A 23,728-nucleotide genomic window follows, 5' to 3' on the forward strand; every position below is an offset into this window, starting at 1 on the left:
TGGTGATGAACGCGAAACCACATAGATCCCAAAAGCCTCTGGACAGGATCAACCGCTGCGTACCGCTGCGCGCGGCGGTCCTGACCACGCTGATGGCGACGGCCGCCCCGCTGTGGGCCTTTGACGTGCCTTCGGGGCAGGTGATTGATCTGCAAGAGGTGTTGATCGACGACACCAGCGGCACGAGCATCCTGCGGTTCCGCTTTCTGGCCCCCGAAATTGCCCGCGACGGCGGCACCATGTCCTATGTGGACAGCGCCCCCGATATCGAATCTCTGTGCGCAAATACTGTGGTTCCCTACATCGCTGAATATGCGCTGACACCCGAAGTCGTGGTGATCTCTCTGGCCGACCGCGCGGTCGAATTTGGCCAGCCGGACCCCGACGCGACCCAATTCTTTGATGCTTTTCGCATCGAAAACGATACCTGTATTTGGGAGGCTTTTTGATGCCTGCACAACATCTTGCGGCGCGACCCTCATGTAAGCGGGAAATTGCGTCTTTGGAGTCACAGCGCGGCGCGATGACGCAGCGCAGATATCTTTCGCATTTGGAATCCGCTATGTTTGCGCCAAGGAAACCCGTTGGGTCCCTTACCTCAATTGAGGCAGGGTCCGCACAGCCGTGCGGGCAACGCCTTGTGCATCTAAACAGGAGATACAGATGTCGAAGAACATCATACTTTTGGCATTGTTCGGTTTTACAGCCGTCGTTGCCGCCTGTGCGCGCGAGCAGCAGGAAGAATTTCTCGTGGTCGATCCCGAGCCCATCTCGGTCGAGCCAACATATACCGGGAAATATAAATAATCCCACTTCAGCGCAGGCCTTCGGGCCTGCTCTGGCCCCAAAACTGGCCCTGAGTTCCGTGCGTGGGGGTGTCCCATGCTGAAACACCGTGGTTTTCCCGGTCGTCTGGCCAGCACCGATTTCCAATTTACCCTGCGCCGCGCCAACCCAAAGGGCGCAACGCCGCTGACCCGCCGCGAGCGCAAGCGCGACCGCAAGCCGGCTGACCGGCGCGCCGATCTGGGCTTTATGAAAGCCCTGTGGGAGCAGTTCGGAGAAGAACCGTTCGAACGCGGCAATCTGGACGCGGGGCGTTTGTCCTGGCTGTTTGGTCGAGAAGTGATTCCCGCTATGGATGAATTCGACCCGGAATCCTACGAGTCGCTTCTGGTGATCGACGTCAAGGTTGCACGGGCGTCCTTTCCCGAAGCATTTGACGCGTGATCGGCATGAATTTGCTTGCAGATTCCAGTTTCAGGCGGGCATTGGCCGACGTGGGTTTCCGTGGCTTGGCAGGGCAGCAACTGTCGTGCCAGTTTCAACTTCAGGGTGCTGTGCTCTCAATCATTGCAGCCCCCGAACACCATCTCCATACCCCTTCCCCTTACGGGCGGTGGCCTGAAGCCCTTCAGGTCCCGCCCGTCTTTTCGCCGATGCGCGCTGCGATTTGGCGGAATTTGGCGCATCTTGAGGGGCTATGTCTTTTTACATTGTCGGAACCGTTCGATCTGTCATGCGTTGAGCAGGCATATCAGGCAGTACAAGGACAAAAATCATGCCCCTCAAATCCTTCATCATCGCAGCCATCGCTTGCGCAGGGCTGGCCGCCTGCGGTGACACCATCGGCGAACAGGCTCTGGTCGGCGGCGCCGTCGGCGCAGGCGCGGCAGCGGTCGCATCGGGCAGCATCCTCACGGGTGCGGCCGTCGGTGTTGCCGGCAACGTTGCCTACTGTCAGGCATACCCGCACAAATGTAACTGATCGCCGGACGCGGGCAGGGGGCCACAGCGCGTCTTTGCCGTTTCCGCCGATCTCTTCCGAAATTCGCAACAATGCCGCAACCGCCCTGCTTTCGCAGGGCGGCTTTTCGCGTTCGGCACCATTCAACTCAAGGGACCCGATATGTTCAAAAAGATCCTGATCGCCAACCGTGGTGAAATCGCCTGCCGTGTCATCAAGACCGCGCGCAAAATGGGTATCCAGACGGTTGCCATCTATTCCGACGCCGACCGCAAGGCACTGCACGTCGAAATGGCTGACGAAGCCGTGCACATCGGCCCGCCGCCTGCCAACCAGTCCTATATCGTCATCGACAAGGTGATGGAGGCTGTGAAGTCTTCGGGCGCCGAAGCGGTCCACCCCGGCTATGGTTTCCTGTCGGAAAACTCGAAATTCGCCGAGGCGCTGGATGCCGCCGGGGTCGCCTTTGTCGGCCCGCCCGTGGGTGCGATTGAAAAGATGGGTGACAAGATCACCTCGAAGAAGATCGCCCAGGAGGCCGGCGTCAGCACCGTGCCCGGTTACATGGGGCTGATTGATGATGCCGAACATGCGGTCAAGATCGCTGCCGAGGTCGGCTATCCGGTAATGATCAAGGCCAGCGCCGGTGGCGGCGGCAAGGGGATGCGGATCGCGTGGAACGACGACGAGGCCCGCGAGGGGTTCCAATCGTCCAAGAACGAGGCGGCCAACAGCTTTGGCGACGACCGGATTTTCATCGAGAAATTCGTGACCCAGCCGCGTCACATCGAAATTCAGGTTCTGTGCGACAGCCACGGCAACGGCATCTATCTGGGCGAACGCGAATGTTCGATCCAGCGCCGCAACCAGAAGGTTGTCGAAGAGGCACCCAGCCCCTTCCTTGACGAGAAAACCCGCCGCGCGATGGGCGAACAGGCCGTGGCATTGGCCCAAGCCGTGAATTACGCAAGTGCGGGCACCGTGGAATTCATCGTCGATGGCGACAAGAATTTCTATTTTCTGGAAATGAACACCCGCTTGCAGGTGGAACACCCTGTAACCGAGCTGATCACCGGTGTCGATCTGGTCGAACAGATGATCCGCGTCGCCAATGGCGAAGCGCTGAGCATCACGCAAGACGACGTAAAGCTGAACGGCTGGGCCATCGAAAACCGCCTTTATGCCGAAGATCCCTATCGCGGCTTCCTGCCGTCGATTGGCCGTCTGACCCGCTACCGTCCCCCCGCCGAGGTGGCCGCAGGTCCGCTGCTGGACAACGACAAATGGCAGGGCGATGCCGCCGCTGGCCCCGTCGCCGTGCGCAATGACACCGGCGTGTTCGAGGGCGGCGAGATCAGCATGTATTACGACCCGATGATCGCCAAGCTTTGCACATGGGCACCCACCCGCGCCGAGGCGATCGAGGCCATGCGTGTGGCACTCGACAGCTTCGAGGTCGAAGGCATCGGGCACAACCTGCCGTTCCTTTCTGCCGTGATGGATCACCCGATCTTTATCAAGGGCGAGATGACAACCGCCTTTATCGCCGAGGAATATCCCGAAGGCTTCGAGGGTGTGAACCTGCCCGAGGCGGACCTGAAACGTATCGCCGCCGCCACCGCCGCGATGAACCGTATCGGAGAAATCCGCCGCGCCCGCGTGTCGGGCCGCATGGACAATCATGAACGCAAGGTCGGCACAGACTGGAACGTGGCGCTGCAAGGGGTCTCCTTTGACGTCACCATCAGCGCCGCCGACAGCACGGGGGCCACGGTGACATTCGACAGCGGTGAAAGCCTACGGGTGCAGGGCGACTGGACCCCCGGTGACCAGCTGGCCAAGATGACCGTGGGCGATGCGCCGTTGGTGCTGAAGGTCGGCAAGATCAGCGGCGGTTTCCGCATCCGCACCCGTGGCGCCGACCTCAAGGTGCATGTGCGTACCCCGCGTCAGGCCGAACTGGCCCGCCTGATGCCCGAGAAAGTCGCGGCGGACACCTCCAAACTGCTGCTGTGCCCGATGCCGGGTCTGGTGGTGAAACTGGACGTGGCCGAAGGCGACCAGGTGCAAGAGGGCCAGGCCCTGTGCACCATCGAAGCGATGAAGATGGAAAACATCCTGCGCGCCGAAAAGGCAGGCACCGTGTCCAAGGTCAACGCCAGCGCAGGCGACAGCCTTGCGGTGGATGATATCATCATGGAGTTCGAATAAGCCGTCATGGCCCGTGTTGCGTCGCATAACGCCCGCACACGGGCGATGACCGGGGCTTTGGTTCAGCCCTCGGGTTTGACCGCGCCGCGCAGCTCTTGCTGGCGCAATGGCGTCTTGTCGATGCTGCGGGTGATTTCGCGCACATGCCAGGGCAGCGGCTTGCGCAACAGCACTTCGCCGTTTTTGTCGATAATGGCCATCATGTACCCCCGTGGGCGCAGCTTTTTGCGCAGGGGCGACGCGCCGGCCGGATCGGTGTCCAGCATCACCACCACGTCGCGCTCGAGCAAATCTTCGGCGCGCGCGCGCAGCAGCGCAACCTGTTCGACATATCGCGGGTCGGCGGGGCTGTCGGAAAATACGATGATGGGCCGCTTTATCCAGACAAATTGCGCCAAATCAGTGACATCTGCCGTGGCAAAAAGCTGTTCGGCAGCGGTGGGGGTCGTGTCGTCAGCCAGGGCCGGAAGTGCTGTCATGGCCATGAAAACAAGGGCGAATAGTCTTTTCATTGTCTCTCCTGTCCCCCTTAAGATAAGGGGTCGCGCTGCAATTTCGATACTGAAACGGCATCAAGGCGCGATTAAATCCTCTGTAACGGGCGCGGGCGCATGATCCGCAGGCTCCGATCCAGACTGTCATACCATTCTCTTGCACACGGGGCGCATGTCTTGCGAAAGGACACAAGCCCCATGGACGTTATCCTGCATTTGGGTGCGCACCGCACCGGTTCGACCAGCTTTCAGGATGCGCTGCGGCGCAATGCCGACAGCCTCAAAGGGGCCGGCATCGGCTTTTGGGGGCCACGGCGCACCCGGTCCGGCCTGTTTGCGGGGACATTGCCGCAACCGGGCAGCGATCCGGTGCGCGCGGCCCGTCGTGCGCGGGGGCGGGTGCAGCTGCATCTGAACAAGACGGCGGCCAGCGGTGTCAGAACCCTGTTGATCAGCGACGAGAACATGATCGGCTCGGTGCGCGCCAACATGCGCGCGCACGGACTGTACCCTGACATCGGGCAGCGCATGGCCCGCTATGCGCAGCTTTTTGACGGTCGGGTCACGCGCATTGTGCTGTCCTTACGCGCCCAGGACCTGTGGTGGTCCTCGGCCATCGCCTATGGCATCGGGCGCGGCGCGCCGGTGCCCGACTATCAGGCGCTCAACCTGATTTCCCAATCACGCCGCAACTGGCGCGATGTCATCTCCGATCTGGCCTGCGCCGTCCCCGACGCCGACCTGCGCATTCTGCCGTTTGAACGTTTCGCAGGGCGTGCCAACGCCATTCTTGCTGCAGGCGTCGGTTGCGATGTCGCTTTGCCCACACAGGGCGACTGGCTGAACCGCGCCCCCGATGCCGCCGCCCTGCGCGCTCTTGTGAGTGAACGCGGCGGACCCACGCACACGATCACCGGCCATGGCCGCTGGACCCCATTTACCCCCGAACAATCCACGCAGCTGCGCGCCGCCTATGCCGATGATCTGGCATGGCTGGCGGCGGGCGCGGACGGGCTTGCAACACTGACACAGGATCCGGGACGCACAAGAGCGGGACAAACCCTGCCGTTCGCCCCACAACCAAAAGGACATAGACATGACCGACCAAAAGGCAGACTGGCGCACTCTGGCTGAGGGCGAATTGCGGGGCCGACCCGTGGACGACCTGACGTGGAAAACGCTGGAAGGCATCGACGTCCAGCCGCTCTATACCCAGGACGACCTGAAAGACGTCAGCCATCTGGGCACCATCCCCGGCGTCGCGCCCTATACCCGTGGGGTCAAGGCGACGATGTATGCAGGCCGCCCCTGGACCATCCGCCAGTATGCCGGTTTCTCAACGGCCGAAGAATCCAACGCCTTTTACCGGCGCAACCTGGCTGCCGGTCAACAGGGCGTGTCTGTGGCCTTTGATCTGGCCACCCACCGTGGCTATGACAGCGATCACGAGCGTGTTGTCGGTGACGTGGGCAAGGCCGGGGTTGCCATTGATTCAGTCGAGGACATGAAAATCCTCTTCGACGGCATCCCGCTGGACAAGGTCTCTGTGTCGATGACGATGAACGGCGCGGTGATCCCGATTTTGGCCAGCTTTATCGTCGCGGGCGAAGAGCAGGGCCACGACCGCAAGGTGCTGGCGGGGACCATCCAGAACGACATTCTCAAAGAGTTCATGGTGCGCAACACCTATATCTACCCGCCCGAGCCGTCGATGCGCATCATCGGGGACATCATCGAATACACTTCGGATTTCATGCCGAAGTTCAACTCGATCTCGATCTCGGGCTATCACATGCAAGAGGCGGGTGCGAACCTTGTTCAAGAGCTGGCGTTCACGCTGGCCGACGGGCGCGAATACGTGCGCACCGCCATCGCCGCAGGCATGGACGTGGACCGTTTCGCCCCGCGCCTGTCGTTCTTCTTTGCCATCGGCATGAACTTTTTCATGGAGGCCGCCAAACTGCGCGCCGCGCGTCTGCTGTGGTCGCGGATCATGGAAGAGTTTGACCCCAAGGACGCGAAATCCTCGATGCTGCGCACCCACTGCCAGACATCCGGTGTCAGCCTTGCGGAACAGGACCCTTACAACAACGTGGTGCGCACCGCCTACGAGGCGATGAGCGCGGTGCTGGGCGGCACCCAGTCGCTGCACACCAACTCGCTGGACGAGGCGATCGGCCTGCCCACCGAACATTCCGCCCGCATCGCGCGGAATACGCAGTTGATCCTGCAAGAGGAAACCGGCGTGACGAACGTGGTCGATCCGCTGGCCGGGTCCTACTATGTTGAAAAGCTGACACACGATCTGGCCGAGGCCGCATGGACCCTGATCGAAGAGGTCGAGGAACTGGGCGGCATGACCAAGGCGGTTGCATCCGGTATGCCCAAACTGCGCATCGAAGAGGCGGCCGCGACCCGTCAGGCCAATATCGACCGTGGCGACGAGGTGATCGTGGGCGTCAACAAGTACCGCCGCGACAAGGAAGAGCCGATCGACATTCTGGACGTCGACAACGTGGCGGTGCGCCTCAGCCAGATCGCGCGTCTGGAAAAAATCCGCGCCACCCGCGACGATGCGGCCTGCACCGCCGCGCTGGATGAACTCAGCCGCCGCGCCCGCGAGGGTGGCAACCTGTTGGACGCAGCGGTCGAAGCCGCCCGCGCCCGCGCCTCAGTCGGAGAAATCAGCATGGCGATGGAAAAAGTATTCGGCCGCCACCGCGCCGAAGTGAAGACATTGGCAGGGGTTTACGGCGCCGCCTACGAGGGCGACGAAGGCTTTGCCGCGATCCAGAAATCGGTCGAGGATTTTGCCGGGGAAGAAGGCCGCCGCCCGCGTATGCTGGTGGTCAAGATGGGGCAGGACGGCCACGACCGTGGGGCCAAGGTGATTGCCACCGCCTTTGCCGACATCGGCTTTGACGTGGACGTGGGCCCGCTGTTCCAGACCCCCGCCGAAGCCGCGCAGGATGCGGTGGACAACGATGTGCACGTCATCGGCATCAGCAGCCAGGCGGCAGGGCACAAAACACTGGCCCCGCAATTGGTGCAGGCGCTGAAAGACGCAGGTGCGGGGGATATTCTGGTGATCTGCGGCGGCGTGATCCCGCAGCAGGATTACCAGTTCCTCTATGACGCGGGCGTCAAGGCGATCTTTGGCCCCGGCACCAACATCCCCGCCGCCGCACAGGATATCCTGCGCCTGATCCGCGAAACCCGCGGCTGAAACGAAAGCGGGCCGCCCTGTGATGGGGCGGCCCGCTTCTGTTCCAATACAATTACTGCGCCGTCAGGCCGCCTCGGCCTCAGCATCGACCGGCGTGCGCTGTGCCGCCAGCATCAGCGCGCAATAGCCCATCAGCCCCGACACGATCGACCCCGACAACACGCCCAGACGCACTTCGTTCATCAGCAACGGGTTGTCATAGCTCAGACCGCCGATAAACAGCGACATGGTAAAGCCGACACCGGCCAGACAGGCCACACCATAGATGTGCAGCATTGTGGCCCCCGCCGGCATCCGTGCAAGGCCGGTCTTGACCATCAGCATCACCACACCGAACACCCCCACCTGTTTGCCCACGATCAGACCCAGCGCAATGCCCATGGGCAGCGGGCTGATCATGTCGGCGAACGTCATGCCTTTCAGCACCACACCGGCGTTGGCAAAGGCAAAGATCGGGATGATAAGGTAGAAGACGTAAGGCGTCAGCGCATGTTCCAGCGAATGCAGCGGCGACTTGCCCCAGCGGTCTTTCAGCGGAATACAGAAGGCGGTGACCACACCGGCCAGCGTCGCGTGCACGCCTGATTTCAGTACGAAATACCACATGATCGTGCCCAGCAGCAGGGCGGGGCCGACCACATGGGTGCCCTTGATGTTCAGATAGATCAGCGCCGCAAGCGGGATCATCGCCAGAAACAGGTAATCCAGGTTCAGGTTCGCCGTGTAGAACAGCGCGATGATGATGATCGCACCCAAATCGTCCAGAATGGCCAGCGTCAGCAGGAACACTTTCAACGACACGGGCGCGCGGCTGCCCACCAGCGCCAGAATACCCAGGGCAAAGGCGATGTCAGTTGCCGCCGGAATGGCCCAGCCGTTGATGTTTTCGGGAATCTGCCAGTTGATCGCCAGAAACACCACCGCAGGCAGCGCCATGCCAAGGATTGCCGCAACACCGGGCAGCACCACATCGCGGGGGTTCTTCAGCTTGCCCTCCATCATCTCGCGCTTCAGCTCAAGCCCGATCAGAAAGAAGAAAACCGCCATCAACCCGTCGTTGATCCACAGGATCAAGGGCTTGGACAGGCCTTCGCCGTTCAATGTCACCGAAAATTTGGCCGTCAGAAAGGACTGATAAGCATCCTGCAAGCCCGAGTTTGCCACCATCATGGCGGCGACAGCGGACAGCATCAGCAATATGCCCCCCGCAGCTTCGTGGCTGAAAAATTTGTCTAGCGCGCGAAGCAGCATAGGATATCCCTCTAAGTTGTAATTGATTGGCTTACAGATGGCTTCTTTGGCGCTAAAATCAATGCAACATGCTGCGTTAAACGGGCGCAGCAATGCATTTTTTGACATAGGATTTCCGATATGATGCAGTTCGACCACATCGCAGTGGCAGGGGCCACTTTGGCCGAGGCCACTGCCCATGTTGAAACGGCCCTGGGGGTGTCTTTGCAGCCCGGTGGCGAACATGCGGTATTTCACACCCACAACACCCTGTTGGGCCTTGCCGACGGCCTCTACCTCGAAGCGATTACGATCAATCCCGACGCGCCGCAGCCCGACCGCGCGCGCTGGTTCGATCTGGACCGGTTCACCGGCCCCGCGCGTCTGACCAACTGGATCTGCCGCTGCGACGATATGGATGCGCTGCTGGCGCAATTGCCCGATCTGCCACCCCAAGGCGCTGGGCAGCCGGTTGATCTGCAGCGCGGTGATCTGCGCTGGCGCATGGCGGTGCCTGCGGGCGGCGTGCTGCCCTATGACAATTGCTGGCCTGCGTTGATCCAGTGGCAAACCACGCAGCACCCCGCGGCCCGCCTGACGCCCAGCGGTGTCAGCCTGTCGCGTCTGATCGTCAGCCATCCGCGGGCCGATGATCTGCGCAGCGCCCTTGGCCCCTGTCTGAACGATTCTCGCGTGGTATTCGACACCGGCCCTGCGGCCCTGCACGCCCGGTTTGACACGCCTCACGGCACGCGCAGCCTATGATCCGCGCGGCCACCTGTGCCGATGCCGCCACCATTGCGGCCATCTGGAACGGGGTGATCGCACTGCCGCACATCACCTTTACCACCGACCGCAAAAGCCCCGACGAAGTGGCAGCCATGATTGACGCGCGTGATGGTGCATTCTGGGTGGCCGAAGTGGCGGGACAGGTCGCGGGCTTTGCCACCTTTGGCGCGTTTCGCAGCGGTCCGGGGTATCGCCACACGGCCGAACATTCGGTGATGCTGGCCCCTGATGCCCGGGCGAACGGCCTTGGGCGGGCGTTGATGGCGGCATTGGAAGCCGAGGCAAAAGCCCGCGACATTCATGTGCTGGTGGCCGGTATCAGCGGCGGCAATCCCGACGCTGTCGCCTTTCACAAACGCCTTGGATTTGCGCAATCTGGGTCAATTCCGCAAGCGGGTTACAAATTTGACCGATGGTATGACCTGATCTTGATGCACAAAGTGCTAATCTGATCCTGACACTTTCTTCTGACCTCTCTATGGTGCGTCCCATGTCGATCTGGACCCGCATAACCGAAGCGCTCAGCGCCCTTGCCGCAGGCGAAAGCCTGTCATCGGTGTTTGAACATCTGCGCACCCCGCCCGAACGGTCTGTGGGCTTTGCCATTGCCGTGATCGCGCTGTCGGCCAAGATGGCCAAGGCCGACGGGCAGGTGACCCGCGACGAAGTCATGGCCTTTCGAGAGGTCTTTCACATCGCCCCCGAAGACGAAGCAGGGGCGGCGCGGGTGTTCAACCTTGCGCGGCAGGACGTCGCGGGCTTTGACGTCTATGCGCGGCGCATCCATTCGATGTTTCGCGACCAGCCCGACACACTGCTGGATCTGACAGAGGGGCTGTTTCACATCGCCATGGCCGACGGCCACTACCACGAGGCCGAGGCCGCGTTTCTGGAGCAGGTCGCAGAGATTTTCGAACTGCCGCCCGCACGTTTTGCCGCCCTGCGTGCCCGCGCGGTGCCGAACCAGAAATGCGACCCCTACACCGTGCTGGGCGTTGAATGCGGTGCCGATCTGGCCACCACGCGCGCGGCCTGGCGCAAACTGGTGCGCGAGAATCACCCCGATGTCCTGATGGCACGCGGCCTGCCCGAAGAGGCCATCGGCATGGCGCAGAAACGGCTGATCGAGATCAACCGCGCCTGGGAAGAGATACAGGAAACCACCACCTCCGGCGCCGCCTGATGCGGTTGGCCACCTACAACGTCGAATGGTTCAACGCGTTGTTTGATGATGCAGGCAGGCCTCTGGCCGATGACGGCTGGTCGGCACGCTACAACATCACCCGCGCCCACCAGCTCGAGGCGCTTGGCATCGTTTTCACCGCGCTGAACGCCGACGCGGTGATGATTATTGAAGCCCCGGACCAGAACCGCCATCGCGACACGGTGCGCGCGCTGGAAAGCTTTGCGCAACTGTTCGATCTGCGTGCGCGCCGTGCGATCATCGGGTTCGAGAACGACACCCAGCAGGAAATCGCGCTGCTGTATGATCCCGATGTGCTTCGCGCCACCCACGATCCTGTCGGCCACGAGACCGGCAAAAAAGGGGCCACCGACGCCCCGCGTTTTGACGGCACATTCCGCATTGATCTGGATGTGGACGACACGCAGGATCTGGTGCAATTCTCCAAGCCGCCGCTGGAACTGGCGATGCGCAGCCGCGCCACCGGTTTTGAATTCCGCATGATCGGCGCGCATCTGAAATCCAAGGCCCCGCACGGTGCCATCACCCGCGACGAGGTCATGCGCCAGTCGATTGCCAACCGGCGCAAGCAACTGGCTCAGGCGATCTGGCTGCGCGCCCGCATCGCGGGCCATCTGGCCGAAGGCACGCCGCTGATCGTCATGGGCGACATGAACGACGGTCCGGGGCTGGACGAATACGAACATCTTTTTGGCCGATCTTCGGTGGAAATCCTGTTGGGGGCTGAGGGCGAGCCCCAGATGTACGATCCCCACGCACGGCTTGCGCTGGGGCGGCGTCTGGGGGCAATGCCGACAACCGCCCGATTCTGGATTCGCCCCGAAAAGCGCTATTTGCAAGCGTTGCTTGACTATATCATGGTGTCGCCAGACCTGCGCGACCCTGCGCCAAGCTGGCGTATCTGGCACCCGCTGGACGACCCTGATTGCTGGCATGTGCCCGAACTGCGCGACGCACTGGTGACCGCATCAGACCATTTTCCGGTGACACTGGACATCGAGATTTAGCAGCCGCTTCACAGCCCACTTTGAATTGTCACGCTTTGCCCCCATATTGGGGACATGAAACGCCTGTTTATCCCCGTAACGCTTGTGGCCGCGCTGGCCACACCGTCCTTTGCACAGGACGACGACGGCGACAGCCTGTCGCTGATGGAGCGCGGGGCCAGGATGTTCATGGAAGGTATCCTGAAAGAAATGGAGCCTGCCATCGACGACCTGGGCGCGCTTGCAGAAGAATTCGGGCCCGCCATGCGCAGCTTCGCGCAACAGATGGGCCCCGCGCTGCGTGACCTGATGGAACAGGTCGAAGACTGGAGCGCTTATGACGCGCCCGAAATCCTGCCCAACGGCGACATCATCATACGGCGCAAACCCGACGCGCCGGACTATGTGCCGAAAGAGGGTGAAATCGAGATTTGATGCTTCGCTCTCAGGATTAATGGGTCCAGAGCCTAAGCCTTCGGAGCGCGCCGCCGTGTCTTGACCGTCAGTTCGGCACCCATGCTGCTGGCCAGCGACACCAGCCGCGCTTCGGCCACTTCGCCGTACAGCGGCATCACCGCAGGCGACAGATGCAGCTCCAGCTGCTTTTTCTTCGGATACCAGCGGAATTCGCCCCGATCCGCATCCTTCTGCATCCAGAACATCGCCCCGAACCGCATCGCCTTGCCCAGAATTTCGGCGTCGCGCTGGGTCTTTTCGTCCAGCACGTCATAGAGATTTTCGAACGGCGTGCCCTCGCGCTTGTTCGAATAGCGGTGCAACAGCGCCAGCCCCAGAAAAATCCGTTCCGAATGTTTCAGCCCGCCCAGATTGGCACGGGTCGCATTGTCGAAACAGACCTCGGCGCGGTAATCGGGATGCGCGCGCCAGCTGACGTCATGCAGCAAACATGCCGCCTTGATCAGCCGCTTGCGGTGAACCGGTGCGGATTTGAACAGCGGCATGATGAAATCATACAGCGTGCGGCCAAAGCCGGGCAGGCGGGCGTCCTTGGCTTCGACAAAGCGGCAGGATTCAACCAGCGGATCACGGTCGCGCAGGCGCTGGGGCATCTGTTCGTACAACAGCCCCTCGCGGATACCATAGGACGACACCGCAATGTCCTTGGGTTTGAAGGTGCGCACCAGCCGAGACAGCACTTCGGCGGCCAGTGGCACCAGCCCCATGCGTTGCGCCGAGATGCCACAGTGGTTGCGCAGCTCTTCGGGGTCGCTGTCCGCGATAAAGGCCACGGTCTTGGCCACGCCGGTCGGCGTCATGCGGTATTCGTGCAGCACATGCAGCGGATAATTGCGCCGGTACATGTCGATGCGCGCAATCGCCCGCCACGATCCGCCCACCAGAAACAGCCGGTCGCGTTGGATGCCCATCGCCTCTTGCAACTGTTCCATCACGGCGGCGATATGTTCGCGACGGCCCTTTTTGCCGCCCTTCACATCCACCAGCTTGAGCGGCCCCAGTTGCGATGTCTCGCGCCGGCCCACGCGCCCGCCGGAAATCTCGGCCAGCTCCATGGATGACCCGCCAATGTCACAAACCAGACCATAGGCGCCGGGCCAGCCCAGCAGCACACCCTGCGCCGACAGCCGCGCCTCTTCGCGCCCGTCGATCACCCAGATGCGCAGCCCCGTCTCGCGCAGCACATCGGCGCAGAAATCGGCACCATCGGATGCATCGCGCACCGCCGCCGTGGCCACCAGCGTCAGTTCGGGCAGGTCCATGCCGTCGGCCAGATGTTTGAACCGGATCAACGCCGCCAGTGCGCGCTTGCGTCCCGAAGGGTTCAGCGTGCCGCTTTCGCTCAGGCCCGCGCCCAGTGCGCACATGATCTTTTCATTGTAGAAATAGGCAGGACTGCGTGCCGCGCCGTCAAAAACCACCAACCGGACCGAGTTCGACCCGATGTCGACCACCCCCACACGGGACAGCGCCCGTGCGCCGGGATCCTGAAACAGAGGCCGCCCAAAAGGCCCCCAGTCGTGTTTGCCCACAGCGTCGGTTGCCTGTTCGCTCTGTTCGGTCATCAGCTTCCCTATGGCCCGCCGCAGTGTCGTTTCCGAACATGGCCCACGGGGGCCGCGCGGTCAATCAGTCCTCGGTATGGGTCAGCTGCGGCACATCCGACGCGCCCGCCGATCCACGGCCCGACAAGGACGGGTTTTCCATGAAGAAACGGTGGCAGTTAAAGGCAAAATCGCCTTCGGGCACTTCGGGGCGCACGAATTTTCCGTCCGGAGCCATCACCCAGCTTTGCGCCACATCCGCCAGGTTTGCCGCCATCACCTGGCTGGTGATCTGCGATTTTACCGTCGGGTTTTCGATCTCTACCAGTGTTTCCACACGGCGATTCAGGTTGCGGCCCATCCAGTCGGCAGATGAAATAAACACCCGCGCCTTTTTGTGGGGCAGCCCCTTGCCGTTGCCAAAGCAGACGATCCGCGAATGTTCCAGAAACCGCCCGATGATGGATTTGACGCGGATGTTCTCGCTCAGCCCCACGACACCGGGGCGCAGGCCACAGATGCCACGGATCACAAGGCTGATCTTCACACCGGCCTGCGACGCCGCATACAGCGCATCGATCACTTCGGAATCGATCAGCGCGTTCATCTTGGCCCAGATTTCGGCAGGCCGCCCGGCGGCGGCATGTTCGGCCTCGTTGGCGATCATTTCCAGCAGGCGCGGCTTTAGCGTGGTGGGTGAAATCGCCAGATTGTCCAGTTCTTCCGGCTCGGCATAGCCGGACAGGAAGTTAAAGACCTTGGTGGCATCGCGGCCCAGCTTGGGGTCACAGGTGAACAGCGACAGGTCGGTGTAAATCTTGGCGGTGATCGGGTGATAGTTGCCGGTGCCGTAATGGGTATAGGTCACCAGTTCATCACCCTCGCGGCGCACAACGGTGCTGATCTTGGCATGGGTTTTCAGGTCGATAAACCCGTACACCACATGCGCGCCCGCACGTTCCAGACGGCGCGACTGGTGGATATTCGCCGCCTCGTCAAAGCGCGCCTTCAGCTCGACCAGTGCGGTGACCGATTTGCCGTCTTCCGCCGCCTCGCACAGCGCCTCGACAATGGGCGAGCGTTTCGAGGTGCGATACAGCGTCTGCTTGATCGCCACCACATTGGGATCGCGCGCCGCCTGTTGCAGGAAACGGATCACCATTTCAAAGGTTTCATAGGGATGGTGCAGCAACATGTCCTTTTGCCGGATCGCGGCAAACATATCGCCTTCGAAATCCGACACACGTTCGGGCACGCGCGGAGTGAATGTGGGCCACAAAAGTTCGGGGCGGCTGTCCAGCACCAGCTTGCCCAGATCGGCAAGACCGATCATGCCGTCAATCTCGATCACTTCGGAGTGCATGACGTTCAACTCACGCATGATCACCGATTTCAACCGCTCGGGCGCGCCGGCCGAATGCAGCATCCGCACCACTTCGCCCCGCCGACGGCGTTTCAGCGCCACCTCGAATTCGCGCACCAGATCTTCGGCCTCGTCCTCGACCTCAAGATCGCTGTCGCGCAGCACCTGAAATTCGAAATGCGCCGTCAGCCGATAGCCGGGGAACAGCGTGCCGATCTGTTCGACCAGCAGTTCCTCCAGCGGCAGGAACCGCGTGCCCTGACCGGGCAGGGCGACAAAGCGGTCGATCTGGCCGGGGATCGGCAGCAGCGCCTGCAACGGGCGTTTGTCCGATTTGCGTTCCAGTTGCAGCGCCAGCGCATAGCCGGTGTTGGGAATGAACGGGAAGGGGTGTGCCGGATCAATCGCCAGCGGCGACAGAACCGCAAAAACGTGGTTCAGGAAATAATCGGCCAGAAATGTCTTGTCGCCGGGCGTCAGCTCGGCGCGTTTCAGCACGTCGATGCCTTCGGCTTCCATCTCGGCCAGCAGGTCTGACAGCACCCGTTGTTGCGACAGCATCAGGGCGCGGGCGTCTTCGTTGATCAGCACCAGTTGCTCGGCAGGCGTCAGCCCGTCGGCGGCGGGCGTGGTGTTGCCTGCAATCGCCAGTTCGCGCAGGCCCGCGACGCGCACGGTGTAAAACTCGTCCAGATTGGTGGCGCTGATCGACAGGAACCGCAGCCGCTCCAGCAGCGGAACACGGGTGTTTTCCGCCTCTTCCAGCACGCGCCAGTTAAAGGCAAGCCAGCTCAGCTCGCGGTTTACAAATCGGCCGGGTCCCGAAAAATCGAGATCATCCAGCGCCTGAGGCTCGGGGAAGGGATGTGTGAGAAAATCTGCCTGTGACATGGCGTGCTGTTAAACCCGGATTGTAACGGAATAATAACAATCCTCGCGCGATTTTACATGAAATGTCCAGATTTAAGCCATTGAAAGCACTAAAAGTTGGCGGATCGGCGCGCAGGCGTCGGATCACTCTGCCGCGCGGCCCAGAACCTTGGCTGCCATCACCCGCGTCAGCGGCTTTTGCGCGCTCAGCGATTCTGCGTCCAGCGCCGCCACCATGCGCCGTGCCGCATCAAACGAGCGTTCCATATGCAGGGCCAGATAGGGGATCACATCCATACGCGGTTTCAGCTGTCGGTCGGCAAACAGTTTGGCCAGAACCGCCGCCAGCAAGGCGTCGTCGGGCAGTTCCAGGATCGCCGCGGGGGTGCCGCCCACGCGGCTTTGCAGATCGGGCAGGCCAAGCCCCCAATGGGTCGGTGCGCCGCGCCCCGTCATCAGCAGCGCATGGCCATTGGCCAGCGCCAGATTGTGCAGATGAAACAGCGCGGTCATCGCCTCGGTGTCGTCCGCAATTTGCGGCACGTCCTCGACCGCAATCGCAGCGCTGGCCAGATCGGGAATATCCGCCCCCGCCAGATCGCCCGCCGATACGATACGCGCGCCGGTCAGCTTTGCCCAGACATGGGTCAGATGCGTCTTGCCCGCGCCCGGCGGGCCGGTCAGCACCAGCTTGCCGCCGGGCCAGTTGGCCCAGCTCTCAATCAGGCTGACCGCCACCGCATTGCCGGGCGATACCATGAAATCGTCACGCCCCAGTGCGGTGCGCACCGGCAGGTCAAAGTGCAATTGCTTGGGCATGGCTCAGTCCGCGTCGCGCTGGTCGGGGACAACATCGCCGTCGTCTGTAATATGATGGTCTGACAGCCCGCGATACAGCAGGCTGTGCTGGTACTGTTGCACCGCAAACCGCGTCACCACGCCCAGCGCCGCCGCCACCGGCACGGCCACCAACATGCCGACAAAGCCGAACAAGGTGCCAAAGACCGACAGCGCCAAAATCAGCCACACAGGGTGCAGCCCCACCGAATTGCCCACCAGCTTGGGCGTCAGGAAATTGCCCTCGATCACCTGACCGATGACAAAGATACCGGCCACCAGACCCAGCGAGACCCAGTCGCCCCAGAACTGGAACAGCCCCAGCCCGATCGCCAGCGCCCCGCCGATCAGCGCGCCCAGATAGGGAATGAAGGTAATCAGCCCTGCGACAAACCCTACGACCAGCCCGAATTGCAGCCCTACCAGCATCAGCGCAATCGCGTAATAGGTGCCCAAAATCAGACAGACCGTGCCCATGCCGCGAATGAACGACGCCAGCGTCTTGTCGATCTGTCCGGCCAGCTTGCGGATCGTCGGCGCATGGTCGCGCGGCAGCAGCTCGTCCACCCGCGCCACCATATTGTCCCAGTCCAGCAACAGATAGACCGACACCACCGGCACGATCACGAACAGCAGGGCGATGTTGATCAGAGACGCGGCACTGCTCAGCGCCGTGGTCACCAGTTCGCCGCCACGTTCCTGCACCGTGGCCGCAATGCTGTCGAGCGACTGGCGCAGGGTGCTGTCGGCATCCAGCAGTGACGGAAAGCGTTCGGTCAGGAAGGTGCCGAAATTCCTGGCCAGATCGGGCGCGGTGTTGAACAGCTGCACCGACTGGCTGACCAGCGTCGGCACCACCAGCAGCGCCATCAGCACAAACAGCAACAGCGCCACCAGTGTGATGATCGCCGTGGCCAGCACACGGCTGGCGCCCATACGCTCCAGCCTGTCGGCCACCGGATCCAGGAAATAGGCAATCGCCCCGCCCAGCAGAAACGGCACCAGCACGTCACCCAGCGCCCAAAGCAGGACAAAAAACACCACTGCGGCCAAGCCCCAGTATCTCAGCTGATCGCGGACGGGCAAACCCATGTGATGCTCCTGCAAAATCCTGCTTTACACATCGCCCATGGGGCGTTCGGTTTCAAGGGGCAGGGTGGGGGCATGGGTCTCTTCGAGGTCCTTGCTGGCGACATTCCGGTGCTCCGCCCGTTCAGCGCTGAAACCGTCCACCGGACGGTTTCCGGGACCGGCCTCACACTGTTCGGGATGATGAAGAGAGACGGTGCTCGCGCGCGCAAAGGTCGTCAAAACCACAAGGGTCAAACGCCAAACACCGTCCCGTCACCGACCCGGGCCGAGGGCGGTGACGGGATCAGAATAGCAAAACAGAGATACAGAAGGGTCCAGACCCTAATGCCGCTCCAGCCAGTCCAGCACCACATCTGCAATTTCCTGCGGTTTCTGGTGGAACAGCCAGTGATCGGCATCTGCAATCTCCACCCGCGTCAGATCGGGGGCGTAATCCTCCAGCCCCTCGGTCGCCTCGGGCATCAACGCAACATCGCCCGCCGCCCAGATCAGCAGGTGCGGACAGCGCACTTGCAGCCGCGCGACGGGCAGTTCGCGCAGATCCGTCACCGGCTTGCCCGGATCGGCCACCACCAGCGGCGAGGCGCGATACCAGTTGATCATGCCGCGCAGCCGCCCCGGACGGCCCCAGGCCTCTTTATACTGCGCCAGAACCGCGCCTTGCAGCCATGACATATCCATCTTGGCCGAAAACAGCGCCAGCAGCTTTTCGAAATCGTTGGCGGCCAGCCTGTCCTCGGACCCTTCGGCGCGCAGGTAGTTGATATATTGCGAGGCTTCGGACTGGCGGCCGCCCCTGGCCATCTCGCGCTGGAAGGGACCGGGATGCACCCCGTTGGCGATAATCAGCCGCGACACCAGTTCGGGGTGCATGAAGGCCAGCGCATAGGCCACCCCGGCCCCCCAGTCATGCCCCAGCACCGTCACCGGCCCTTCGTCCCCGATCAGCGCCACCATGTCCGACACCAGTTTCGACGCGGTGTAGTCCCCCACATCCGCAGGCGCCCAGCTGCGCCCATAGCCGCGCTGGTCGGGGGCGATGACGTGGAACCGGTGGGCCAGCAGCGGCGCAAAGTCGTCCCATGCGCCGCCGAATTCTGGAAACCCGTGCAACAGCAACAGGCGCGGCAGGGAGGCATCGCCCCAGGTGCGGACATAGAACTGTTGTCCGTCCAGATTGCGCATCCCTGCCTGCATGGTCATTCCCCTTTGGCTTTGGTTTCGAACCGCAGACCGGCGGCGGTGCCAGCCTTGAAGCCGTTCCAATAGGTGTGATCGGCGGTGGGTTTGCCCGCATCATCCATCGCCACGACCCCATCGCCCGAGACCGGGACAAGGTCGAAAAAGCGCGCTTCCTCGACCTTGTCCTTCAGGTGCACATCCATAAAGGCGGTGGCAAAGTGCTGGGCGATGTTGTTCATGCGGTTGGTGTCCCAGACCGCATCCGCGTAATGCTCGAACGGAGCATAGCCCAGCCCTTCGTCCATGGCCCAGCTTTCGAGGGGCGCAGGCATCGGCGCGGCGGCATTGTGGCCGGCATTGTCAAAGGTCAGCAGGTGGCGGTCGGTGCCCGTGGTGCCGTCGAAAATGCCACGGATTGCGTCATAGATCGAGGTGTCGTCCACGCTGCCCGCCATCAGCATCAGCGGCTTGCGAAAGCCCGCCAGCCCCTCGGCATCCCAGAAACCTGCGTTGTTGCCCCAGGGGCCGATGGCGATGATCGCCTTGACCCGGTCGTCAATCAGCGCCTCGTGGGTTTCGGTGCCTGCCATGTTCGCCGCCAGCAGCCCGTTGGGCGTGCCCCAGCTGTATTCGGTCGACGCCTGCGTCACCCCCGCACCGCCAAAGATCATCGCGCCGTAGCCGCCCATCGAATAGCCGATCACGCCCACGGTGTCGCCGTCGATGATGGCCCCCAGCGGGCCGTCCAGCGCGGCCATCTGGTCGATCACAAAACGCTGGTCAATCGGGCGGTTCAGCAGGGTCGAGCCAAAGGCGCCCTTGTCGGAATAGGTGCTGTCGGTGTGGTCTATGGACACGGTGACATAGCCCTTGGAGGCGAGGTTTTCGCCCAGATGGCTCATCAGGAAGCGGTTGCCGGGATAGCCGTGGCTGATCACGATCAACGGGTATTGCGCGTCGGTGGCAGGGGCCGCATCGCGCGCGGCGCGGCCTGTCAGCCGGGCCTGCCTGTGCCCGTCGCGCAGTGTGGTGGTGTATTCGCCGCCCGGCTCGGTGCCCGCCGCGGCGGGATACCAGACCTCGACCGTCAGGGGGCGGTCATAGGTGGGGGCGCTGTCGGCGGTGGTGTTGACGATATCGATCTGGCCGGCATGGCTGAATTCCAGCGTCTGCACCCCGATGACATGGTCGCCATAAGGCGCAAGCTCGGGCGCGTCGGGGCGGATCTGGTCGATGGGGTTGGCGTAAAGCATTCCGGCGGCGCTGATGCCCGCAAGGCCGAGTGTAACGGATTTCAGTGTGGTGGTCATGACAGTCTCCCTTTCTGTCTGTTCCGCGCCCGCCGGCATCGTTTGGCTGCGTGCAGGCCTGTTGCGCCCGCCTGTGGTGAACGCCGGGCCACTGTGACACAGCCTCCCAAGCGATCAACCCGTGACCTTACGGCGTAAAGGGCGCGAACAGTTTGCGTCGTCGCTCGGATAATGTGCCCTTGTAACAGCGCGGCAACAGCGGGGGCTTTTTGGTGGCATTGGCGCTCTTGGCTGATGGCGTGAGCGGGGACATCGCGCCAGCGGCGCGTCTTCGACACGATCGCGCCGACGGCGCGTCTTCGACACGATCGCGACCGGATGCCGATCCATGTCGGGCAGGGCAGGGGCGTAAGGATTGCAAGATGATGCTGTCGTCCGGATGGCTCGATCTGCTGCGCAACTGGTAGCACGCGCCGGCCACCAGGACCTTGGTGTCACGGACCGCCGGCGTTTCGCAGGCAGGTTCAAGGAGCGTGGTCGCGGGACAGGCTCCCGTTCCCGACCCGTTACAATGCGCCCGCGCTGTGCGTCGTCAATCCCTTGACACTCCGGCACCCACGCTCCCAGATGCGGCCCAACCCCCGGATGCAGGAGAGCCGCCATGCGCACCGATTTCGACACCGAACTGGAAGACCGTCTTGTCCGCTATGCCAGGATCGACAGCCAAAGCGACGGACACAGCGCATCGGTCCCCAGCACGCAAATCCAGCTGGATATGTCGCGCCTGCTGATGGACGAGCTGAAAGCGATGGGCGCGCAGGATGTGACGCTCAGCCAGGACAGCGTCGTGCTGGCCACCATCCCCGCAACCCAAGGCGTAAACGCCCCCGTCATGGGCTGGCTCGCCCACGTCGACACCGCCCCCCAGTTCAATGCATCCGGTGTGAAACCCGTGGTGCATCGCGGCTACAACGGTGGCGATATCAGCTTTGCCGATGCCCCCGACCTGCGCCTGTCGCCCGAAGACTACCCCTTTCTGTCCGAAAAGGTGGGCGAGGATATCATCACCGCCAGCGGCACCACCCTGCTGGGGGCCGATGACAAGGCCGGCGTCGCCGTGGTCATGACCGCCGCGCGCCACCTGCTGGAAAACCCCGACATCGCGCATGGCAAAATCCGTCTGGCCTTTGTGCCCGACGAGGAAATCGGGCGCGGTGTCACGCCCAATCTGCCCGCCGATCTGGCGGCGGATTTCGCCTATACTTTTGACGGCTCTATGCCTGGCGAAGTGGAATACGAAAGCTTTTCGGCGGACGCGGGCGTGGTGAAGATCACCGGCGTGTCGATCCACCCCGGTTGGGCCAAGGACGAGCTGGTCAACGCCCTGCATCTGGGCGCCAAGGTGCTGATGACGCTGCCCCATGTCACCATGACCCCCGAAACCACCGAAGGCCGCGACGGGTTCATCCATGCGGTGTCGATGACCGGCAGCGCCGCCGAGGTCGAGATGTATTTCATCCTGCGCGACTTTGAAATGGAGGGGCTTGAGGCCAAGGGCGCGCTTTTGCGTCAGGTCTGTGAAACCGTCGCCGCGACAGAACCCCGCGCGCAGATTTCCTGCGAGATCAGCCACCAGTACCGCAACATGCGCTACTGGCTGGAAAAAGACATGACGCCGGTGGATATGGCCACCGCCGCCGTGCGCAAGGCGGGGATGGAGCCGGTGTCGGGCGCGATCCGCGGCGGCACCGACGGGTCACGCCTGACCGAGTTCGGCACCCCGTGCCCCAACATCTTTTGCGGCATGCAGAACGTCCACGGCCCGCTGGAATGGGTGTCGGTGCAGGACATGGCCAAGGCGACACTGGTGGCGCTGAACCTCGCGACGGGTGTGGCCGAGCTGGACGCGCCTGCGTAAGCGACAGTGTGGAACCTTCGCGCATCTCTGGCACGATGGGGCAGGTTTTCTGATTCCTGTCAGTGGGGGGGCGATACAATGTCGGTCCAAACCGGACCTTGGGCGCTGTATGGTCCAAAGTCTGGTGTGCGGGACTTTGCTGCCGTCCACCAAAGCCCGGAATCAAGTATCCGTCTTGGTCAAGGGTGTTTTGGTGTCCATTCTCTGTTTTCGCTTATGAGAGTGTTTGCGAGGATCAGGAGTTTTCGCATGAGGACGGCGAGCGCGACCTTGTGGGGTTTTCCGGCGGCTCTGAGGGCATCGTATTTCTGGCTCAGATCGGGGTTTCGCTTCATGGCGACGAGGGCGGGCATGAACAGGCTCTCGCGCAGGAGCCTGCGCCCGCCCTGGATGTGGGCCTTTCCGCTCCACTGACCGGACTGACACGTGATCGGCGCGAGACCTGCGAGCGCCGCGATCTGCTTTGACCCCAGAGTGCCGATCTCGGGGCATTCGCTGAGCAGCGCCCGTGCGGTGATGGCACCGATCCCGGGGATCGAGGTGAGAATGCCGATTGCCCTGGCGCGTTCCGGGCAATCGCGGTTTCGCCGTTCGATTTCGGCGTTAAGCCTGTCGATCTGGTGGTTGACCTGACGCAGGCGTGCCCGGGTCAGGCGGCGGGTCACGTCGAGCTGTTGCGTGCCAAGGCGGTTCATCAGCGCGGTACGATCCCGCACCAGCCCGGTGCGGGCGACATGCAACTCCTTGATTTCACGCTGTTTGGGGTCGGTTGGCTGGTCCGGAACCAGCTCCAGCGCGCGCCCCATGAGCGCGAGCATGCGGGCATCGACCGCGTCGGTCTTAGCGCGTGTGCCGTGGGCCTGCGCGAAGCGGCGGGCCTGCAGCGGGTTCACCTTGACGAGCGGCAGGCGGCCTGAGAAATGGCTCTCGAGGCGTCGGTGGTAGGGGCCGGTGGGCTCGAAGACCACGCGCTCCGGCGTTGTCTGCCCCAACCAGCGCTCGAAGGCGCGCAGGCCTGTCGCGGTATTGTCGAACCGGGCGTGGGTTGCGGTGCTGAGCCGGTGCGCGTCAAGATGCGCTTTCGAGATGTCGATGCCGATGGTATCGTTGATCATCTTCGTCATGTCCTTTGCTTGTCGTGCAGAGCCTGTGAGCTGCTGCGTATCCGTTCAGGCCTCATGCGAAGACGACGGGCGATCTCACTTGATTACGGTCCTCGAAGACCTGGCCGCAGACGATCCACCCGTCGCCGGTGCCTGCGATCCAAAAGGTGGCTGGCACCGGCTCCACCTTCGCAGAAGAGCCACG

22 protein-coding genes are annotated in these 23,728 nt (G+C 62.5%); 13 read left to right on the plus strand and 9 right to left on the minus strand.

From position 1 onward, the window contains the following. Positions 1 to 5 precede the first annotated feature (5 nt). The 5 genes from DSM107133_RS05295 to DSM107133_RS05315 all read left to right on the plus strand — a co-directional run bounded on the left by DSM107133_RS05295 (position 6) and on the right by DSM107133_RS05315 (position 3,958). A complete protein-coding gene (locus tag DSM107133_RS05295) occupies positions 6 to 449 on the plus strand; it encodes a DUF6497 family protein (RefSeq protein WP_240310383.1) in 444 nt (147 codons plus the stop codon). A gap of 214 nt (positions 450 to 663) precedes the next feature. Then, positions 664 to 807: a hypothetical protein gene (locus DSM107133_RS05300; RefSeq protein ID WP_205387750.1), complete on the plus strand. Its 144-nt coding sequence runs from the start codon at positions 664 to 666 to the stop codon at positions 805 to 807. A 75-nt stretch (positions 808 to 882) separates the two neighbouring features. Next, positions 883 to 1,230 (plus strand): hypothetical protein, encoded by a 348-nt coding sequence (locus DSM107133_RS05305; RefSeq protein ID WP_114291973.1) that lies wholly within the window; start codon positions 883 to 885, stop codon positions 1,228 to 1,230. A gap of 331 nt (positions 1,231 to 1,561) precedes the next feature. Next, positions 1,562 to 1,768 carry a hypothetical protein gene (locus tag DSM107133_RS05310; RefSeq protein ID WP_114291974.1) on the plus strand — a complete coding sequence of 69 codons (207 nt, stop codon included), beginning with the start codon at positions 1,562 to 1,564 and terminating at the stop codon, positions 1,766 to 1,768. A 141-nt stretch (positions 1,769 to 1,909) separates the two neighbouring features. Beyond that, on the plus strand, positions 1,910 to 3,958 hold the full coding sequence (locus tag DSM107133_RS05315) for an acetyl/propionyl/methylcrotonyl-CoA carboxylase subunit alpha (RefSeq protein ID WP_114291975.1): 2,049 nt from the start codon (positions 1,910 to 1,912) through the stop codon (positions 3,956 to 3,958). A 62-nt stretch (positions 3,959 to 4,020) separates the two neighbouring features. Here the strand turns inward: DSM107133_RS05315 and DSM107133_RS05320 are convergent, their stop codons facing one another. After that, positions 4,021 to 4,470: a DUF4174 domain-containing protein gene (locus DSM107133_RS05320; protein WP_114291976.1), complete on the minus strand. Its 450-nt coding sequence runs from the start codon at positions 4,468 to 4,470 to the stop codon at positions 4,021 to 4,023. 180 nt (positions 4,471 to 4,650) lie between these two features. Between DSM107133_RS05320 and DSM107133_RS05325 the strand changes: the two genes are divergently transcribed. Further along, complete coding sequence (locus DSM107133_RS05325; RefSeq protein ID WP_114291977.1) at positions 4,651 to 5,586, plus strand: hypothetical protein; 936 nt, start codon at positions 4,651 to 4,653, stop codon at positions 5,584 to 5,586. Further along, on the plus strand, positions 5,549 to 7,678 hold the full coding sequence (gene scpA, locus DSM107133_RS05330; protein ID WP_114291978.1) for a methylmalonyl-CoA mutase: 2,130 nt from the start codon (positions 5,549 to 5,551) through the stop codon (positions 7,676 to 7,678). Before DSM107133_RS05325 ends, scpA begins: the two co-directional genes overlap by 38 nt. Before the next feature lie 63 nt (positions 7,679 to 7,741). On the opposite strand, the gene nhaA is transcribed toward scpA, so the two are convergent. Then, on the minus strand, positions 7,742 to 8,929 hold the full coding sequence (gene nhaA, locus DSM107133_RS05335; protein WP_114291979.1) for a Na+/H+ antiporter NhaA: 1,188 nt from the start codon (positions 8,927 to 8,929) through the stop codon (positions 7,742 to 7,744). A gap of 120 nt (positions 8,930 to 9,049) precedes the next feature. Between nhaA and DSM107133_RS05340 the strand changes: the two genes are divergently transcribed. Genes DSM107133_RS05340 through DSM107133_RS05360 form a run of 5 tightly spaced genes read left to right on the plus strand, consistent with a single transcriptional unit; the run spans position 9,050 to position 12,322 of the window. Next, a complete protein-coding gene (locus DSM107133_RS05340) occupies positions 9,050 to 9,673 on the plus strand; it encodes a VOC family protein (RefSeq protein ID WP_114291980.1) in 624 nt (207 codons plus the stop codon). Then, entirely contained in the window at positions 9,670 to 10,149 is a 480-nt protein-coding gene (locus DSM107133_RS05345) for a GNAT family N-acetyltransferase (RefSeq protein WP_114291981.1), read from the plus strand. The genes DSM107133_RS05340 and DSM107133_RS05345 overlap by 4 nt, the downstream gene beginning before the upstream one ends. Positions 10,150 to 10,187: 38 nt before the next feature. Further along, the gene (locus DSM107133_RS05350) at positions 10,188 to 10,880 is read left to right on the plus strand and encodes a molecular chaperone DjiA (protein WP_114291994.1); all 693 of its coding nucleotides are present in this window, start codon (positions 10,188 to 10,190) and stop codon (positions 10,878 to 10,880) included. Next, positions 10,880 to 11,908, plus strand: coding sequence for an endonuclease/exonuclease/phosphatase family protein (locus DSM107133_RS05355; RefSeq protein ID WP_114291982.1), 1,029 nt, complete (start codon positions 10,880 to 10,882; stop codon positions 11,906 to 11,908). The genes DSM107133_RS05350 and DSM107133_RS05355 overlap by 1 nt, the downstream gene beginning before the upstream one ends. Before the next feature lie 54 nt (positions 11,909 to 11,962). After that, positions 11,963 to 12,322, plus strand: a complete 360-nt coding sequence (locus DSM107133_RS05360; protein ID WP_114291983.1) for a hypothetical protein — start codon at positions 11,963 to 11,965, stop codon at positions 12,320 to 12,322. Positions 12,323 to 12,354: 32 nt separating this feature from the next. Here DSM107133_RS05360 and DSM107133_RS05365 read toward each other — a convergent pair whose 3' ends face one another. The 6 genes from DSM107133_RS05365 to DSM107133_RS05390 all read right to left on the minus strand — a co-directional run bounded on the left by DSM107133_RS05365 (position 12,355) and on the right by DSM107133_RS05390 (position 20,562). After that, positions 12,355 to 13,929 carry a Ppx/GppA family phosphatase gene (locus tag DSM107133_RS05365; RefSeq protein ID WP_114291984.1) on the minus strand — a complete coding sequence of 525 codons (1,575 nt, stop codon included), beginning with the start codon at positions 13,927 to 13,929 and terminating at the stop codon, positions 12,355 to 12,357. A 64-nt stretch (positions 13,930 to 13,993) separates the two neighbouring features. Beyond that, positions 13,994 to 16,162 (minus strand): RNA degradosome polyphosphate kinase, encoded by a 2,169-nt coding sequence (locus DSM107133_RS05370; protein WP_114291985.1) that lies wholly within the window; start codon positions 16,160 to 16,162, stop codon positions 13,994 to 13,996. Between the two features lie 123 nt (positions 16,163 to 16,285). Further along, a complete protein-coding gene (locus DSM107133_RS05375; protein ID WP_114291986.1) occupies positions 16,286 to 16,960 on the minus strand; it encodes a chromosomal replication initiator DnaA in 675 nt (224 codons plus the stop codon). A 3-nt stretch (positions 16,961 to 16,963) separates the two neighbouring features. Next, positions 16,964 to 18,070: an AI-2E family transporter gene (locus tag DSM107133_RS05380; protein WP_114291987.1), complete on the minus strand. Its 1,107-nt coding sequence runs from the start codon at positions 18,068 to 18,070 to the stop codon at positions 16,964 to 16,966. 321 nt (positions 18,071 to 18,391) lie between these two features. Continuing rightward, positions 18,392 to 19,273, minus strand: a complete 882-nt coding sequence (locus DSM107133_RS05385; protein ID WP_114291989.1) for an alpha/beta hydrolase — start codon at positions 19,271 to 19,273, stop codon at positions 18,392 to 18,394. Beyond that, positions 19,270 to 20,562 carry a dienelactone hydrolase gene (locus DSM107133_RS05390; RefSeq protein ID WP_114291990.1) on the minus strand — a complete coding sequence of 431 codons (1,293 nt, stop codon included), beginning with the start codon at positions 20,560 to 20,562 and terminating at the stop codon, positions 19,270 to 19,272. The genes DSM107133_RS05385 and DSM107133_RS05390 overlap by 4 nt, the downstream gene beginning before the upstream one ends. Positions 20,563 to 21,163: 601 nt before the next feature. Here DSM107133_RS05390 and pepT point away from each other — a divergent pair. Continuing rightward, complete coding sequence (gene pepT, locus DSM107133_RS05395) at positions 21,164 to 22,420, plus strand: peptidase T (protein WP_114291991.1); 1,257 nt, start codon at positions 21,164 to 21,166, stop codon at positions 22,418 to 22,420. A gap of 179 nt (positions 22,421 to 22,599) precedes the next feature. On the opposite strand, the gene DSM107133_RS05400 is transcribed toward pepT, so the two are convergent. Then, a complete protein-coding gene (locus tag DSM107133_RS05400) occupies positions 22,600 to 23,544 on the minus strand; it encodes an IS110 family transposase (protein ID WP_114291353.1) in 945 nt (314 codons plus the stop codon). Positions 23,545 to 23,728: the final 184 nt, after the last annotated feature.

The sequence above is a fragment of the Pseudosulfitobacter sp. DSM 107133 genome (genome assembly GCF_022788695.1).
Lineage (GTDB): Bacteria > Pseudomonadota > Alphaproteobacteria > Rhodobacterales > Rhodobacteraceae > Pseudosulfitobacter.

Bases quoted from the DNA above. Each gene is read 5' to 3' on its own strand.
- DSM107133_RS05320 (WP_114291976.1), bottom strand. From the start codon at position 4,470: ATGAAAAGACTATTCGCCCTTGTTTTCATGGCCATGACAGCACTTCCG.
- DSM107133_RS05380 (WP_114291987.1), bottom strand. From the start codon at position 18,070: ATGGGTTTGCCCGTCCGCGATCAGCTGAGATACTGGGGCTTGGCCGCA.
- DSM107133_RS05365 (WP_114291984.1), bottom strand. From the start codon at position 13,929: ATGACCGAACAGAGCGAACAGGCAACCGACGCTGTGGGCAAACACGAC.
- DSM107133_RS05310 (WP_114291974.1), top strand. From the start codon at position 1,562: ATGCCCCTCAAATCCTTCATCATCGCAGCCATCGCTTGCGCAGGGCTG.
- DSM107133_RS05370 (WP_114291985.1), bottom strand. From the start codon at position 16,162: ATGTCACAGGCAGATTTTCTCACACATCCCTTCCCCGAGCCTCAGGCG.
- DSM107133_RS05340 (WP_114291980.1), top strand. From the start codon at position 9,050: ATGATGCAGTTCGACCACATCGCAGTGGCAGGGGCCACTTTGGCCGAG.
- DSM107133_RS05305 (WP_114291973.1), top strand. From the start codon at position 883: ATGCTGAAACACCGTGGTTTTCCCGGTCGTCTGGCCAGCACCGATTTC.
- DSM107133_RS05375 (WP_114291986.1), bottom strand. From the start codon at position 16,960: ATGCCCAAGCAATTGCACTTTGACCTGCCGGTGCGCACCGCACTGGGG.
- DSM107133_RS05385 (WP_114291989.1), bottom strand. From the start codon at position 19,273: ATGACCATGCAGGCAGGGATGCGCAATCTGGACGGACAACAGTTCTAT.
- scpA (WP_114291978.1), top strand. From the start codon at position 5,549: ATGACCGACCAAAAGGCAGACTGGCGCACTCTGGCTGAGGGCGAATTG.
- DSM107133_RS05355 (WP_114291982.1), top strand. From the start codon at position 10,880: ATGCGGTTGGCCACCTACAACGTCGAATGGTTCAACGCGTTGTTTGAT.
- DSM107133_RS05315 (WP_114291975.1), top strand. From the start codon at position 1,910: ATGTTCAAAAAGATCCTGATCGCCAACCGTGGTGAAATCGCCTGCCGT.
- DSM107133_RS05325 (WP_114291977.1), top strand. From the start codon at position 4,651: ATGGACGTTATCCTGCATTTGGGTGCGCACCGCACCGGTTCGACCAGC.
- DSM107133_RS05360 (WP_114291983.1), top strand. From the start codon at position 11,963: ATGAAACGCCTGTTTATCCCCGTAACGCTTGTGGCCGCGCTGGCCACA.
- DSM107133_RS05350 (WP_114291994.1), top strand. From the start codon at position 10,188: ATGTCGATCTGGACCCGCATAACCGAAGCGCTCAGCGCCCTTGCCGCA.
- DSM107133_RS05400 (WP_114291353.1), bottom strand. From the start codon at position 23,544: ATGACGAAGATGATCAACGATACCATCGGCATCGACATCTCGAAAGCG.
- nhaA (WP_114291979.1), bottom strand. From the start codon at position 8,929: ATGCTGCTTCGCGCGCTAGACAAATTTTTCAGCCACGAAGCTGCGGGG.
- DSM107133_RS05390 (WP_114291990.1), bottom strand. From the start codon at position 20,562: ATGACCACCACACTGAAATCCGTTACACTCGGCCTTGCGGGCATCAGC.
- DSM107133_RS05345 (WP_114291981.1), top strand. From the start codon at position 9,670: ATGATCCGCGCGGCCACCTGTGCCGATGCCGCCACCATTGCGGCCATC.
- pepT (WP_114291991.1), top strand. From the start codon at position 21,164: ATGCGCACCGATTTCGACACCGAACTGGAAGACCGTCTTGTCCGCTAT.
- DSM107133_RS05300 (WP_205387750.1), top strand. From the start codon at position 664: ATGTCGAAGAACATCATACTTTTGGCATTGTTCGGTTTTACAGCCGTC.
- DSM107133_RS05295 (WP_240310383.1), top strand. From the start codon at position 6: ATGAACGCGAAACCACATAGATCCCAAAAGCCTCTGGACAGGATCAAC.